The organism is Variovorax beijingensis (assembly GCF_003951285.1).
Taxonomy (GTDB): domain Bacteria; phylum Pseudomonadota; class Gammaproteobacteria; order Burkholderiales; family Burkholderiaceae_C; genus Variovorax; species Variovorax beijingensis.
Genome location: NZ_RXFQ01000019.1, coordinates 83,895 through 97,794, shown reverse-complemented (window position 1 = coordinate 97,794; position 13,900 = coordinate 83,895). Strand labels below are relative to the sequence as shown.

8 protein-coding genes are annotated in these 13,900 nt (G+C 61.7%); all 8 read right to left on the bottom strand.

The genetic code is table 11. The features are described 5' to 3' along the window. Positions 1 to 7: 7 nt before the first annotated feature. On the bottom strand, positions 8 to 1,705 hold the full coding sequence (locus EJO66_RS26350) for a GspE/PulE family protein (protein WP_124961681.1): 1,698 nt from the start codon (positions 1,703 to 1,705) through the stop codon (positions 8 to 10). Continuing rightward, positions 1,702 to 2,901 carry a type II secretion system F family protein gene (locus EJO66_RS26345; protein ID WP_124961682.1) on the bottom strand — a complete coding sequence of 400 codons (1,200 nt, stop codon included), beginning with the start codon at positions 2,899 to 2,901 and terminating at the stop codon, positions 1,702 to 1,704. Before EJO66_RS26345 ends, EJO66_RS26350 begins: the two co-directional genes overlap by 4 nt. A 15-nt stretch (positions 2,902 to 2,916) precedes the next feature. Further along, entirely contained in the window at positions 2,917 to 3,348 is a 432-nt protein-coding gene (gspG, locus tag EJO66_RS26340) for a type II secretion system major pseudopilin GspG (RefSeq protein ID WP_124961683.1), read from the bottom strand. 55 nt (positions 3,349 to 3,403) lie between these two features. After that, a complete protein-coding gene (locus EJO66_RS26335; protein ID WP_124961684.1) occupies positions 3,404 to 5,566 on the bottom strand; it encodes a serine protease in 2,163 nt (720 codons plus the stop codon). A gap of 116 nt (positions 5,567 to 5,682) precedes the next feature. Beyond that, positions 5,683 to 5,964 carry a hypothetical protein gene (locus EJO66_RS26330; protein WP_125966592.1) on the bottom strand — a complete coding sequence of 94 codons (282 nt, stop codon included), beginning with the start codon at positions 5,962 to 5,964 and terminating at the stop codon, positions 5,683 to 5,685. Between the two features lie 313 nt (positions 5,965 to 6,277). Next, positions 6,278 to 6,580 carry a hypothetical protein gene (locus EJO66_RS26325; RefSeq protein ID WP_124961686.1) on the bottom strand — a complete coding sequence of 101 codons (303 nt, stop codon included), beginning with the start codon at positions 6,578 to 6,580 and terminating at the stop codon, positions 6,278 to 6,280. 365 nt (positions 6,581 to 6,945) lie between these two features. Beyond that, complete coding sequence (locus EJO66_RS26320) at positions 6,946 to 7,575, bottom strand: hypothetical protein (RefSeq protein WP_124961687.1); 630 nt, start codon at positions 7,573 to 7,575, stop codon at positions 6,946 to 6,948. 5 nt (positions 7,576 to 7,580) lie between these two features. Next, entirely contained in the window at positions 7,581 to 13,862 is a 6,282-nt protein-coding gene (locus EJO66_RS26315; RefSeq protein ID WP_125966591.1) for an RHS repeat-associated core domain-containing protein, read from the bottom strand. Between the last annotated feature and the right edge of the window lie 38 nt (positions 13,863 to 13,900).

Sequence of the window (13,900 nt, the reverse complement as noted above, 5' to 3'; positions counted from 1 at the left end):
CCACGCACTACTCCACGAACGTGACACGATTGATCTCCTGCAAGGTGGTCTGCCCCTGCTTGACGGCCTCCAGTGCCTCCTGCCGCATCGAGGCCATTCCGTGGACCCGTGCCACCTCCTTGAGGCGGGCGATAGGTGCCTGCTGAAGGATCAGTTCCCTCAGTTCGTCGTTCAGTACCAGAACCTCGGTCAAGGCACGGCGCCCCTTGTAGCCAGTGCCGCGGCAATGGGCGCAGCCCCTGCCCCGTTGCAGCAGATGCCCCGCAAGCACCTGGCGCGCGATGCCGGACGCCTGCAGCAACTCGTCGCCGGGCTCATAGGCTTCGAGGCAGTGCGAGCAATTCAGGCGCACCAGCCGCTGCGCAACGACACCGTTCAATGCTGTGACGAAGCTGTAGGCGTCGACACCCATGTGCCGGAAGCGGCTCAGCACGTCGAAGACGTTGTTGGCATGCACGGTCGTGAAGACCAGGTGCCCCGTGAGCGCCGCCTGCACCGCGATCTCGGCGGTTTCCCGGTCGCGGATCTCGCCCACGAGGATGCGGTCGGGGTCATGACGCAAGATCGAGCGCAAGCCCTTGGCGAAGGTGAGCCCCTTGCGCTCGTTGACCGGGATCTGGAGCACGCCCGGCAACTGGTACTCCACCGGGTCCTCGATCGTGATGATCTTGTCGTCGCCGTGGTTGATTTCGCTGAGCGTGGCGTAGAGCGTCGTGGTCTTGCCCGAGCCGGTGGGGCCCGTGACCAGCAACATGCCGTAGGGCTGGCTCGCCAGCCTGCGAATGGTCTGCTGCGCGCTGGCTTCGATGCCCAGCAGATCGAGGCTCAGCTGCGCCAGCTCGGCGGTCAGCGATTGCTTGTCGAGAATCCGCAGCACGGCGTCTTCGCCGAAGAGGCCGGGCATCACCGACACACGGAAATCGATCTCACGTCCGGCAATGTTCACGGCGAAGCGGCCATCCTGGGGAATGCGTTTCTCGCCGATGTCGAGCTCCGCCATCACCTTCAGGCGGGAGATCACCTGCTCGGCCAGGCTGACGTCGGGCAGCTGCCGCGCTGCGCCCAGCACGCCGTCGATGCGGTACTTGATGACCAAGCCCAGCGGCGTGTTCTCGAAGTGGATGTCGCTGGCGCCGCTCTTGTGCGCGTCGTAGAGCGTCGAGTTGACGAGCCGGACCACCTGGCTTTCGTCGCGGGCAATCGAGCGCAGCGAAATCTCTTCGCTCTCGGCCCCGTTCCCTCGGGAGATGGCGCCTTGCTCGAGGCGAATGACCTGGGAGATCGCCTGCTGGTGCGCCTCCAGGCGCGACAGCATGGCCTTGAGCTCGAGCGGGTGGGAGAACGCGAGCCGGAAGTAACCCGGGATCCGGTGCGTGGCCCAGGTGTAGAGCGCACTGTCGAGCGGGTTCCCGCTCACGAAGTGGCGCACGCCCTGCGCATCGGTCATCTGGAGGCATTCGCGCTCCAGGCACTCCCCGTAGCTCACCAGCGAGAAATCCGGTGTCATCGCCTCCAGCTCTGGCAGCGAAACCACCGGCAGGCCGGCATGGCGCCCCACGGCATCCAGTACCTCTTCCGGGGAACGCGAGCTCAAGCGCTGGAGCGACACCAGCACGGACTCTCCTTCGGCCGATGCCGCGGCCGCGGCATCATTCAGCAGGGTTGGCGTCAGCCAGTCGGCCGGGGGTTGGACGATGGCGTTCATCCCAGGCTCCCCGCCAGTTCGAAGATCGGCAGGTACAGCAGGATCACGATGCCGCCGATCGCCAGCCCGATGACAAGCATCAGCACGGGTTCGAAAAGGCGCGCGAAGCGATCGATCCAGTGCGCGATTTCCTTGTCGTGAAAGGCGGCGGCCTGTTCGAGCATTTCAGCCATCTGGCCATTGCGCTCTCCCGCTCGAAGCAAGCGCAGCGCAACCGGTGTGGTCAACGCCACCGTGTGAAGGCTGTCGCTGAGGCTGCGGCCCTGGGTGACTTCCAGCGTGGCGGACAGGGCCGCAGCTTGCAGCCGCAACGGCAACAGCCCCTGCGCCATGTGCATGGCCTTGATCACGGGGATGCCGCCGCCCAGCAAGAGGCCGAGCGAACGGTAGAAACGCGACAGCTGCATCAGCTTGATGCGCCCGCCGAGCCATCGGTTGCTCTGCAGGGCCGCGCCCATCCAGGCGCGCGCGCCTGGGCGGGCCAGCATGATGGGCAAGGCAACGGCCAGGGCGATGAGGAGCCCGGCGATCAGCACCCAGTGCTCGCTGGCAAAAGTGCCCCAATGCATGAGCCAGCGCGAGGCCAGCGGAAGCTTGTCCTCCATGCCTTCATAAACGTGGCTGAAGCGCGGCACCAGAAAGCACAGCAGGAACAGGGCGACGGCCGAGCCCACTGCGCAGAGCATGGCCGGATAGAGCGAGGCGCTGATGATCTTCTGCCGGATGATGCCCAGCTGCTCGTGGTAGCGCAGATAGCGCTGCAAGGCCGGCACCATCTCGCCGGTGTGCTCGCTGGCCGCAATGGAGGCAATGAAGAGCTCAGGAAAGATGGCCGGAAAGCTCTTGAGTGCGCTCGAGAAGGACTGCCCTTCCTGCATGTGGCGCACCAGGTCGTTCAGCACCGAGCCGGCGCGTGCCGCCGCATGCTCCTGGCGCTCCGCCAGGGTCTCCAGGGTTTCGATCAGCGACAGGCCGGCCCCCAGCAGGGCGACAAGTTCATGGGCGAACAGGGAAAGATCAAAGCCGCTTCTCTGCGAGGCCAACGACAAGCGGAAGCCTTCCCCCTGTACGTCGAGCACACGCATCAAGCCGCCCTGGCGGGCCGATTGCTCGGCCTCGATGCGGCTGCCGGCCGTGACCAGGCGCAGCTGCAATTCGCCCTGGGCGGTCAGTCCGCGCACCTTGAAGGTTGCCATGCAATGCCTGCCGCCTCAGCGCCCGATGTCCGCGTTGTCGCCGCTGCCGCCGGGGGCCTTGTCCGGGCCGAAGGAGTAGAGGTCGAAGTCGTCGGTCTGCTTGTTGCCGGGGTACTTGTATTGGTAGGGCTGGCCCCAGGGATCCGAGGGAACGTCTTTGCGGAGGTAGGGGCCGCGCCAACGGACCTCGCCAGGAACCGGCGCAAACAAGACCGCCAATCCTTCCTGGCTGCTGGGATAGCGCCCCACGTCCAGCCGGAACTGATCCAGTGCCTTGCTCAAGACGTCGATCTGGGCCCTGGCTGTGGTGATTTCAGATTTGCTGACGTTGCCGAAGAGGCGCGGGCCGACGATGCCGACGAGAAGGCCGATGATGACCAGCACGACGAGGAGTTCCAGCAAGGTGAAACCTCGGCTTCGGCGTTTTCTCCACCTGCAATTGTTCATAGAGCGGGAGCCGAAAGGTCTGAGTTAAAAGTCAAGGTTGTCCAAAACGGCTTTGTCATGGCAGCGCCTTGAGTTCCAGGTCATAGACGCGTTGAGCGAGTCCGACGTCCAGCTTCTGCAAGCGGGCGTGCGCGTTCAGCGCTTCCTCCGTTTTTCCGGTGCGCCGATAGACCGACGTCAGGTTGGCCAGGACCAGCGCATCGTTGGGGTTCTCGCGGTTCAGCTTCTCGAACAGGTCCACTGCGGGGGCAAATTCCTTGCTGCGGATATAGGACACGCCGAGCGTGGTCTGTGCCGCACGGTTGCCCGGCTCAAGGCGCAAGGCCTGCGTCGAGGCTTCCTTGGCTTCTGCGAACTGCCCGGCTTCGTTCAGGGCGGTCCCTAGGTTGATCCACGCGCTGGTCATCCTGGGGTCGAGCTCGGTCGCCCTTCGGTGCGCTGCAACAGCCTGTGGCCACTGGCCCTGGTGAGTCCTCACGGAGCCCAAGGTATCCCAGGGTATGGCTTCGAGCGGACCCAGCCTGACCGCCTCCTCCGCAGCTTGCGAGGCATCGGCCAATCGCCTCTGTGCGAGATAGAGCCAACTCAGGCGCGCGCGGTGAAGCGCTGCCTTCGGCTCGCGTTCGATGGCCTTGCCGTAGGCTTCTTGCGCCTTGTCCAACTGCCCGTCCTGCTGGTAGGACGCACCGAGCTCGCTCCAAAGGTCCGCGCCGTTCTCGCCATTCTTCGACGCCTCGATGAATGCGGCGATGGCGCGCTTGTAGTCCCGTTCATGCCCGGCAAGCAGAACGCCCTGCCACTTCCACGCCAATCCATACTTGGGGTCGATGGCCGTTGCCATGCGGAATGCCTGCAAGGCCGGCGCCGGCTGCCTCGCATGCGCATAGGCATTGCCCAGATTGACCCACGGAGCAAGAAAGCGCGGCCCCGCCTGCACGGCCACTTCATAGGCCCGGATCGCCTTGTCCAGATCGCCGGCTTTCTGCCATGTGGCACCCAGGCTGTTCCAGAGGAGCGGATCGCCGGGCGTTTCGGCCACTGCCTGGCGAAGCGTTTCCGCGGCCTCCCGCGGATCGGTCTGCATCAGTGCAAGGTCATTGAGCGCCTGTGCCCGGCTTTGGCCCTTGCCGGCGCTGGCGGCCAGCTTCAGCGTGGAGATGGCCTCCGAACGCTGGTCTGTCTTGATGTACAGGTTGGCCAGGTTCTTCCATGCGAGGCTGTAGGCGGGATCGATGCGGGTGGCATTGCGGTAGGCATCGATCGCGCGCGGGACGTCGCGGGTTTCCACATAGGCGTTACCGAGGTTGCTCCATGCCGCTGCCAGCCGTGGATCGAGCTCCACCGCGCGCTGGTACGCCGCCATGCCCCGGGGGAGCTTGTCCGCTTCCCTGCTGAACATGTATGCGTTGCCCAGGTTGTTCCAGGCCCAGGCACTTTGCGGACGGTCTTCGGTCCAGCGCAGGTTGTTCCGCAAGAGGCCGTCCCTGTTGCCGCGGGCTTCGAGCGCGCGCGCCTGGTTCATCCAGGCAGTGGCCGTCAGCGGCAGTTCGGGCGGGGGCATCCTTGCATCGACGTGCGCGATCCACTCCACCGGCAGCGCCATGGTCAGCGAGGACGGCCCCGACGTGTCCACCGAAGCCATGCCGACCAAGCGGCCCTGCCAATCGTAGACACCGGCCCCGTCGCGCACGACGAACGATTCGCTCGAGAGAATCGGAGGCTTGAGTTCGAGGTAAATCCCATCCACGACCCTTCCCTGGTAGGCGACCTGCAGGTCACCGAAGCGGTAATGGCCATCCTTGTTGATCAGCACGCGCGCCACCCTCGTCTGGTCCGAGCTTTGTGCGTTGGCAATGTCCGCGGCGCGCGCGGGCAAGTTGTCGGCTTGCAGGATGCACACGTCGCGGTCCTGGTCCGAAGCGACAAGGCGTGCTGGATAACGAGGCCCATCGATGGCCTGCACCTCGTAGGAAGCAGCACCCGCCAGGCGATGGCAAAGGGTTGCGACCTTGCCCGGCGCGGTGACTACGCCTGCGAACACGGCCGGTCCGGCCACGACGACGACTTCGCTGCGGACCAGATCTTCGAGACGAGGCGTCTTTTCCTGCGCGGATGCGGGTGCCAGGAGGCCGCAGCTTGTTGCGCCCAGCACGTAGATGGCCAGTCGATGTGCCGCCGGCCGACGTGCTGAAGCTTTCCGTAAAAAATAGCGTTGCACTGAATTGACTCCCTGATTCTCTTTGGCGTTAGGTCAATGACTCTATTTCAGAGGCATAGCTCCAATGTGCTCCACTGTAGATCGATCAGCTCATTTGCATCCCATCGGACGAACTCCTAGACGTCAACGATCACGCCTTTGCCTACCAACTTGCTTCCTTCAAAAAGCTCAACATCCTCTCCAACGACAAAGGTCTTTGTATGAATCTCAGGAAAAATCAACCTCAGCGAGACCTTGTGCTTGAGTCCAAAATTAAATACTTCCTCGCCTTCCTTGCTTTCAACAAAACAGGATGTATGTATCCCGCCCACATTAATTTTTGGCCTAAATCCAGAGTATGGAGGGGTAATTCGGCCTCCATTGTTGGAGTCAAAAAATTCAATTATGGCAATTGGCACGACTTTTCCCTCTAAAAGGAGTGCTGAGCTGCCCGTAGTGCACAATGAAAGTTAATGAAAGCGTGTCCGGTTGCGGCAAATGGTGATCCACAGCCTTCAACTCTGAGCTAAAGTTGCGACCCCCTTTTGAATAAAGTAATCGCCTGCTAATCAGGGCAAGAGAGTTGAGCCCATTCCATCACCTTGCTCTCCTATTGGGTTGAACGAATTTGAGGGAAAATACTTTCGATTTCAACAATCGCGGTCGCGGGTTATTGAGTGAATTCTCCGAAATCGTATCTAAATTATTCGTGTGTTGCAAGCGGATTGATGATTAATTTCCGTCTGGGGTCAAGTGAACTCCATTGCACATCACAAAACTATCTACGTAGCCAGAAATTTCTCCCGGCATATAAACGGTCAGAAAATCATCATTCGGTGCGACGGTAAAGTTTGTATTTTTTGTTTGCTCGTCGAAGATGGCATAAATTTCCACCTTCTGCCCGGGCTTCAAAATGAAATACTCAGGCATTGGTTCGAGATATACTTTGAGCGAATTTGAGCTTTCATTTTGCAGCGGGAGCATCATAGTAATTTCTGACAAGGCTTCACCTTCTACTTCCATGTACTCGGACATGCACTTATTACTTTGGCAACTGATCTAATCGAAAAAAGCCGTCCAGCCCCGCTCCGATCTCAGGCGTTGCATCCCATTCCAAATCCATTCGCCCCGCCGCTCAAAATACTCTTTTTCCGAAAGATCCAGAGGCAGCTATGTAAAAAACAATACCGAGCGCTGTTTGCGAGGATTTTTTATAGAAATGTTAGAAAAACAATTCGGTCTCGAAATAAAATCTTTTTCTTGCACTTGTTTCTGACTATTCACGGGTCTTGATCACCGATATCGCCCATCATCGCGAAAGAAATTGCCGCAAGAGAAGTTTTGATTCTTTTGTTATTGCAATTCAGAAATTCTGAAGAGAGGGCCACGCACCGCTCCGGTCAATTGGAATTCCAATTTATCAGGGCATCAATTAATGTATCTTTTCCTATTGCGACAACGCCTCTTTGATTTTCGGCGGTTGGACCAAAACTCCGCACCAGTACCGAGTCTAAATCGACCGCCATCTTCAATAATATTGAAGGACAAGAAATAGGGTCGGCATCCCACCCGGCGCTCAGCCTCTCCGAAAGTGAGTCAATATCAATGAGACTCGGAGAAGCAACTAGCCAGGTCGTTTTTAGAGACTCCCAAAGACGAAACAAATCCCCGTCGGTAACTAGGGTTTTGCTTGCCACTCCGAAAAATTTTGGGCCATTTTCCGTTTGAACGCACCATTCTCTTGTGGCTGTCGATTGTGCCGAAATAAGAATTCCGGTAGATTGCCAGAATTTTTTATATGCAACCACTTTAGTGTTGGGTTGCGCTGTTTCGTGTCCTGAAAGGATCCAGTAATTTGGATGCTGGAAAGTATCTTCGAAGCCTTTGAGGATGTCTGTAAATGCTGCTTCTTTTGCGCGGAATTCTGTCGTATCTCGGCCAGAAATTTCGATTCCACTGCACCCCTGAGAGGAAAGATTTTCAATCAGGCTTTGATTCCATCCAGCGTCTTTAAAAGTGCGGTATTGCATGGTTCTTAATAGTCAAAATGTCTACCACTCGGATCATTGAAGTGCGGTCCTCTATTTTGAATATTCCCCGGGCCATAATTGTGACCGCCTGCATCATCTCTGATGATTACCCGTTGAGTACCTCCGCCCGGGGCGGGCACCTCATATATATATTGACGCCCCGGCTGCGGGTTTCCACGAAGATCGGTATTTGGCACCACCGCTCTCGGTTGCTGACTGGTCGGAACGCCATTCATTCGTTGGGCTTCATTGAGCGCTCCATTGCGGCCGGCCCCTGGAGGAGAGTAGTTGGCTGGCGGTGGGCCTCCACCTCCGCCTCCAGTACCGCCTCCACCTTCGAATGGAATAAGTCTGGTCCTGTTGATCATGTCCTGCGGGGATATCCAAGCCATTTGGTCTCCCGCAGTACTTGCGCTACTTAAGCCAGAACCCCCCGTGCTCCATCCCTGGTCGGTAAACACGGGGCTTTGAGTCCAGTCCGGCCGACCTAGAGAGTTCGCGCTATTAGCCCATGCCCCCAAGGATGCCAACCCAGTCGGATCAATTCGATTGGCCGAGTTGTTCCCCACATACGCATACAGGTTCTGATCGTCCTTGTACCCAATCGGATCCGTCTGCAGGAACCTGCCCAGTTTCGGTGAGTAGAACCGCGCCTTGTAGTAGTACAGACCCAGTTCGCCAATGAGCTGCTGGCCCGTGTAGCGGAACCGGAGCCCTGTGGTCACATTGGGCTCGCCAAAGGGCCCGTAGGTGTAGGTGGCCGTGCTCGCGCCTGCGCTGTTCGCCGTTGCGACGATGCTGCCCAGGTGATCCGCATAGAGCCAGTTCTTGGCTGTGGTGCCCGCCCCTTCGTACCAGACGATCGGCTCGTCCGTGCCCGGGCCATGCACGTAGCGGCGCAGCACCGTGGTTCCCGCCGCGTCGTATTCCGTTATCAGATTGGTGCCGTCGTACAGCAAGCCCAGGGTCGTGCCGTTGATCGTTGTCGTGCGCAGGCGGCCTTCGGGGTCATAGCCCAGCGTCGCGGCCGTGCCCGTCTTGTTGGCGGTCTTCAGCCGGTTGTCGGCGTCGTAGGTGTAGGTCCAGGTCCCGTCCCCTGTGAGGTTGCCGTTGGTGTCGTAGCCCAGGGTGGCGCCGGCGGCCGCGGTGTACTGGTTCAGGCCGTTGGCCGTGTAGCTCTGCGTGCCGGGTGCGGCACCGGCCCACTGGTAGATGTTGTTGCTCCAGGTCACGCTCTTGAGCTCGCGGATCTGGTTGCGCACGTAGGTGTATTGCACCTCCTGCGCCGTGGAGGCCAGGAAGTTCTTCAAGGTGGCCATCGCGCCCTGGTTGTCGTAGGTGCGCTGGACGGTGGTGCCGTTGCCCAGCGTGACCGTGGTGCGCCGGCTCAGGTCGTCGTACGCATAGCTGGCCAGGCTGACGCTGCCGTTCTCCGTGAGGGCGGTGGGACGGTTCAGCGCGTCGTAGCTGGTGGCGACGTAGAAGGTGCCCGGCCAAGTGATGCGCGTGCGGTTGCCGGCCGGGTCGTACTGGTAGGCCACGGTCTTGCCGCCCGCGGTCGTACTGAGTTGGCGCCCGGCGTTGTCCCACGCATAGGTGATGGTGTGACTGCCGTTGGCGTACTGCGCGGCTGTGCGCAGGCCGCGCAGGTCGTAGCCGAAGGTCAGGTTGTCGGCCGCCACCGGATAGGTGCGCGCTGTCAGGCGGTTGAGGTTGTCCCAGGTCTGTGTGATGGTCTGGGCGCTGCGCTTGCGGATGGCCGTGACGTTGCCGTTGGCGTCGTAGGTGTTCTCTTCGTAGTCGTTCGCGTTGGCCAGGTTGGGCGTGGCCGGCAGCGGGTAGTGCGTGCGGCCCAGCCGGTCGAAGCCGTCGTACAGGTAGACGGTCAGGTTGTTCTTGGCGTCCTTGCTGGTGTCGACGCTGCCGTTGGGCGTGTAGGTGTAGGTGGCGTAGTTCTGCGCCAGCGCGGTGCCCACGGCCTTCTTGACGATCTGCACGGTGTCGTCGGCGTTGTAGACGGTCTCGGTGATGCGGTTGCCACCGTCGGCGGCCGGCACGAACTGCGTGATTCGGAAGGCACGGTCCAGGTCGTCGTAGGCGGTGTCGGTGATGGGCACCGGTGCGGCCTCGGTCGGGCAGGTGGTGGCCGCGGCGGTCAGGGCCGGACCCCAGGCGCGCGTGACCTTGCCTGTCTCGCTGTAGCGGCTGCAGGTGACCAGCCATTGGGTGCCGAACTGCGCGGCCGCGATGGTCGGGCGGCCATCCTTGTCGTAGGTGGTCTTGGTCAGCTTGCCGGCGGCATCGGTGACCTGGATGGCGCGGCGCGCGCTGTCGTAGGCCGTGGTGACGGTGTCCGTGACATCGGTGCGTGGGCCGTTGGCTACGGTCAGATTGCCGGTCGCGTCGTAGGTGAAGGTCGACGTGAGGTTGAGCGTGCCGGTGCCGGAGTCGGCCACGCTGGTGGCGGGCACGTACTTGTTGGCGGTGTTGTAGGTGGTGGCCGTGATGACCGAGTTGGTGGCGGTGGTCTTCACCGTCTGCGTCGCGGGCAGGTAGAAGGTGGGAAAGCCGCTGGGGGTGTAGGCCACATAGGTGTAGCTGGTCTGCGGTGCCACGCCGGCGGTGTCCACCGGAGACGTGACCGTCAACGGCAGCCCTTGTGCGGTGTACGTATAGCTCGTGACCTTGCCGCGCGCATCGGTGGCCGTGGCCACCTTGTTGAAGGCGCTTTCGTAGGTGAAGCTCTGGACCCGGTTCGCCAGGCCCGAGCCGGGCTTGCCGACGCTGGTGATGGTCTTGACGTTGTGGGTGCAGCGCTTGTCTGCGCTGGCGCAGGTTGCGTCGTCGTAGGCGTACTGCGTGTAGTTGCCCTCGGGCAGCAGCTTGGTCAGCAGCCGTGAATGGCCGTCATAGGTGTTGATCGTGTAGTTGCCGGTCGGCGTTCTCGACTGGATGGTGTTGCCCGAGCCGTCGATGTAGTTGGTTCTCGCCACGCCGCCCGGGCCGATCTCTTCGGTGCGGGAGCCGGCAAAGTAGTAGTCGTAGAGCTTTCCGCGCGCATTGGTCTGCGTCTTGACCCTGCCGAGGGTGTCGTAGACATTGGTCGCAGCCGCCACCGTCGGGAAGCTCGGGTAGAAGAGCTTGGTCATCTGTCCAGGCAGCACCCCATACTCATAGGTGGTGTTCTGGTTCAGCGTGTCGGTGAAGGTGGTGAGGTTCGAGTTGGCGTCGTAGACGAACTTGACCGTGCGGGTGCCGTCGCCCACCTGGGTGATCTTGCCGCTGGTGTTGGTGAATGTCAGCGTGCGCCCGAGGCTGTTGGTCACGCTCGTGAGATCGGTGCCTGTGTAGGCGTACTTGACCTGCAGGCCGCTCGCATCGGTAAAGCTCTCGGCCTTGCCGGCGGTATTGAACTTGAGCACCGCCTTGTTGAGCGTCTGGTAGCTGTAGGTGCTATCGGCGTTCTTGGTCAGCTTGATCGGCTTGCCCGGGGGCGGGTTGTAGGTGCCGTCAGGCAGCTTGACAAAGACTTCGCCGTTGAGGCCCTGGGTCACGATCACGGTGTTGTCGGTCAACTGGTCGCCGAACCAGCGCTGCCCCAGTGCCCCGATCACCAGATTGGCGAGTGGACGGGCCGGGTTCATCAACAGATCGAACGAGGCTTTCTGTTCCACCAGGGTGCCGACCGCGTCGAGCGCGGAGTCTTCGCCCATAGCCTGGAAGCCATCGGAACTGGTGGCTACATTGGCATTGAAGTTATGCGTCCAGCCTTTGCCCACCGAGCCGTTCTGGTTGCGCATGCCGGAGCTGTACAGGCGCTGGAATGCAAGACTCTGGGGGAAGCCGCCCACGCCGACATTGATGTCTTCGTGGTCGTAGAGGAAATTGCCCGCCACCATGTCGATGGGATCGCCATAGGCAGAGCCCGAATAGTTCTCGATGGAAGGCGCCGAAGGCATGTTGAAGCCGACGTTGTAGTTCGTGAACACGGGCGCCAATGGCACGGTGCCATAGCCCCCTGACAACCCGTCACTGATGATCGACCCGAGGTAAAGCCCGGAGCCCACGGTGAAGTACCCCGCGCCGTGCCAGCTGCCCTCCCCGTTGTCGCAGCGCGCCGGGAGAATCAGTCGCAGGCCCGATGCCAGGTAGCTGTTGAAGTTGCCCAGGTGCGCGCTGCATCCCACCAGATTGGGCTGCACGGCACTCGCATAGTTGGCCGACGTGGCGTTGTAGATGCGCTGGCCCGCTGCCGACGCAATGTCCATCAGCTTCACCGTGGAAACCGCCGAGACCCCCGTGGTCTGCTGCACCGCAGTCGACTCCAGGATGCTCAGGTGCATGGCCCACGTGGTGAACGCGGCGCTTTCCTTGTCGGCGTTGCCCGCGAGGCTGGCCACCGACAGCACGTTGCTCGGCAGATCGACATAGGCATTGGTCACATAGCCCACGATGCCCACCTGGTGCTGCTGCACCAGCGTGGTATCCGCGAGGCGTTCGGTAACGTAGCCGGCATGGGTGTTCTGGGCAATCCATTGCGCGCCGATCACGCCCAGGGTCGATCCCAGCAGGGGCTCGGAGGCGTCCGCCGCGCCCGAGGCGCGCAGGTCGCCCTGCACTCTTCTGTAGTTCTCCGCAAGGCCGCGCCCCGTGGGGCCCCAGCCGTTGGCGACCAGGTAGGTGTTGGTGCCGCCGGCCTTCAACTGCTGGCTGAAGCTGTGGTTGGCGAAGGTGGCGGCGTAGGCGTTGTGCGTGACCGTGAAGTTGATGGTGGTCGAGCTGCCGGGCGTGGCCGCGGTGCCGGGGCTGCCAACGGCCACGCCATCGAGCTTGAGCACGGGCTGGTTCGACGCGTTGTAGGTGAGGGTCAGCCGCTTGCCGTAGATGGCGTCGGAGGTGTAGGTCTGGTCGATGCCCAGGTACTGAAGGCGCACCGTGGGTTTCAAGGTGTTCGGGAGCTCGGCCACCACCTGCGAGGACCAGGCCGTGTTCTGGTAGGGCAGCGCTGTCTGCCGCAAGGCGTTGTAGAACGGCACGATGGTCTTGCCGCCGATGACGTCGTCGAGCGTTGCGGCCGGCTTGTTGGCACGCAGGTAGTTGGCCAGGTTGTTGGCGTAGGTGGTCAGGTTGTTGCGGATGTTCGTGCGGTTGATGTTCTGCACGTAGTCGGCGGTGATGGTTGCGCCGCTCTGGGCGGAGCTGAGGTAGGTTGCCGCGTTGTAGCCGGTGGTGCTGGCGCTGGCCAGGTCGATGCCGGTCTTGAAGGTATGCGGCTTGTAGCTGGGATCGAAGACGTAGTCGGTGCCGCCGATGTTGACCTTGACCCAGACATGATCGAACGAGACATCGGTCATGGCGGCCGACAGACCCGGGCAGCTGCCGCCGCTGGTGGCGTTGATCTCGTAGATCGGGGTTTGCGTCTGGCCAAGCAGGCCGAGCACGCCGCACACACTCGAGGTGTCGACACCCCACCATTCGGTCATTTGCGCGCCGGTGATCTTGGCAACGCCGAGCACGTAGTTGGCGGTGTAGCCCGAGGCGCGCAGCAGCTGGACCATGAGCATTGCCTGGTCATGTGCCGTGCCCTGGTTGTCGAGCACCGCACCCAGCGCGCCCTTCTGCACGCCGAAGTTGGGGTAGTACTCGACGTTGTTGCGCACGTACTGGTAGATCAGGTCGGGGTTGTTGCGCAGCGACCTGGCAAGCTCGGCAATGGATGCGGGGCCGAGTGCGTTGGCGTCTCCGCTGATGCGCATCGCCGAGACATCGCCGCTCGATGTGCTGAGGGTCTTTGAACCGGTGGTGCTCGTCCCGGAGGCGGAAACCCCCTGATTGAGGTTGGCCGGCCATGTTCTGCTGCCGGTGACGCGCTTCCACTCTTGCGCGCTCACGGGCGGCAAGTTGGCTCTCAGGGTGCCGGGCGCGGGGGCGAATTCCCGGCCGGGTGCAGCGGCGCTGCGCGCAGCGTTGGCAGAAGGGCTGGCCTCGCGCTGGATGGGGTCGTTGGCGCCATGCAGGTCTTCGGGCCGGTAATTGATGGCGGGCTTGCCGCTGGCGAATGTGACCGGGCTGCCCGCGACGGGAGCGGCTCTGGATGCCAGGCCGGTGGAGGTTGCCGCACCGCGCGGCAAGGCAACCGGCACGCCCAGTGCGACACCCTCGGCGGTTGTCGCTGGCTCGGTGACCTTGCGGGCCCCGCCGCTCTGAATCTGCGCATGGACCCAGCCGCTTGCGGCCAGCGTTCCGATGCAAATGCCTTTCACCAGCAGCCGTGTTGTCTTGTGCATGTTTCTTCCTGAGCTTTGTTTTGGCGCGCGCGATCACC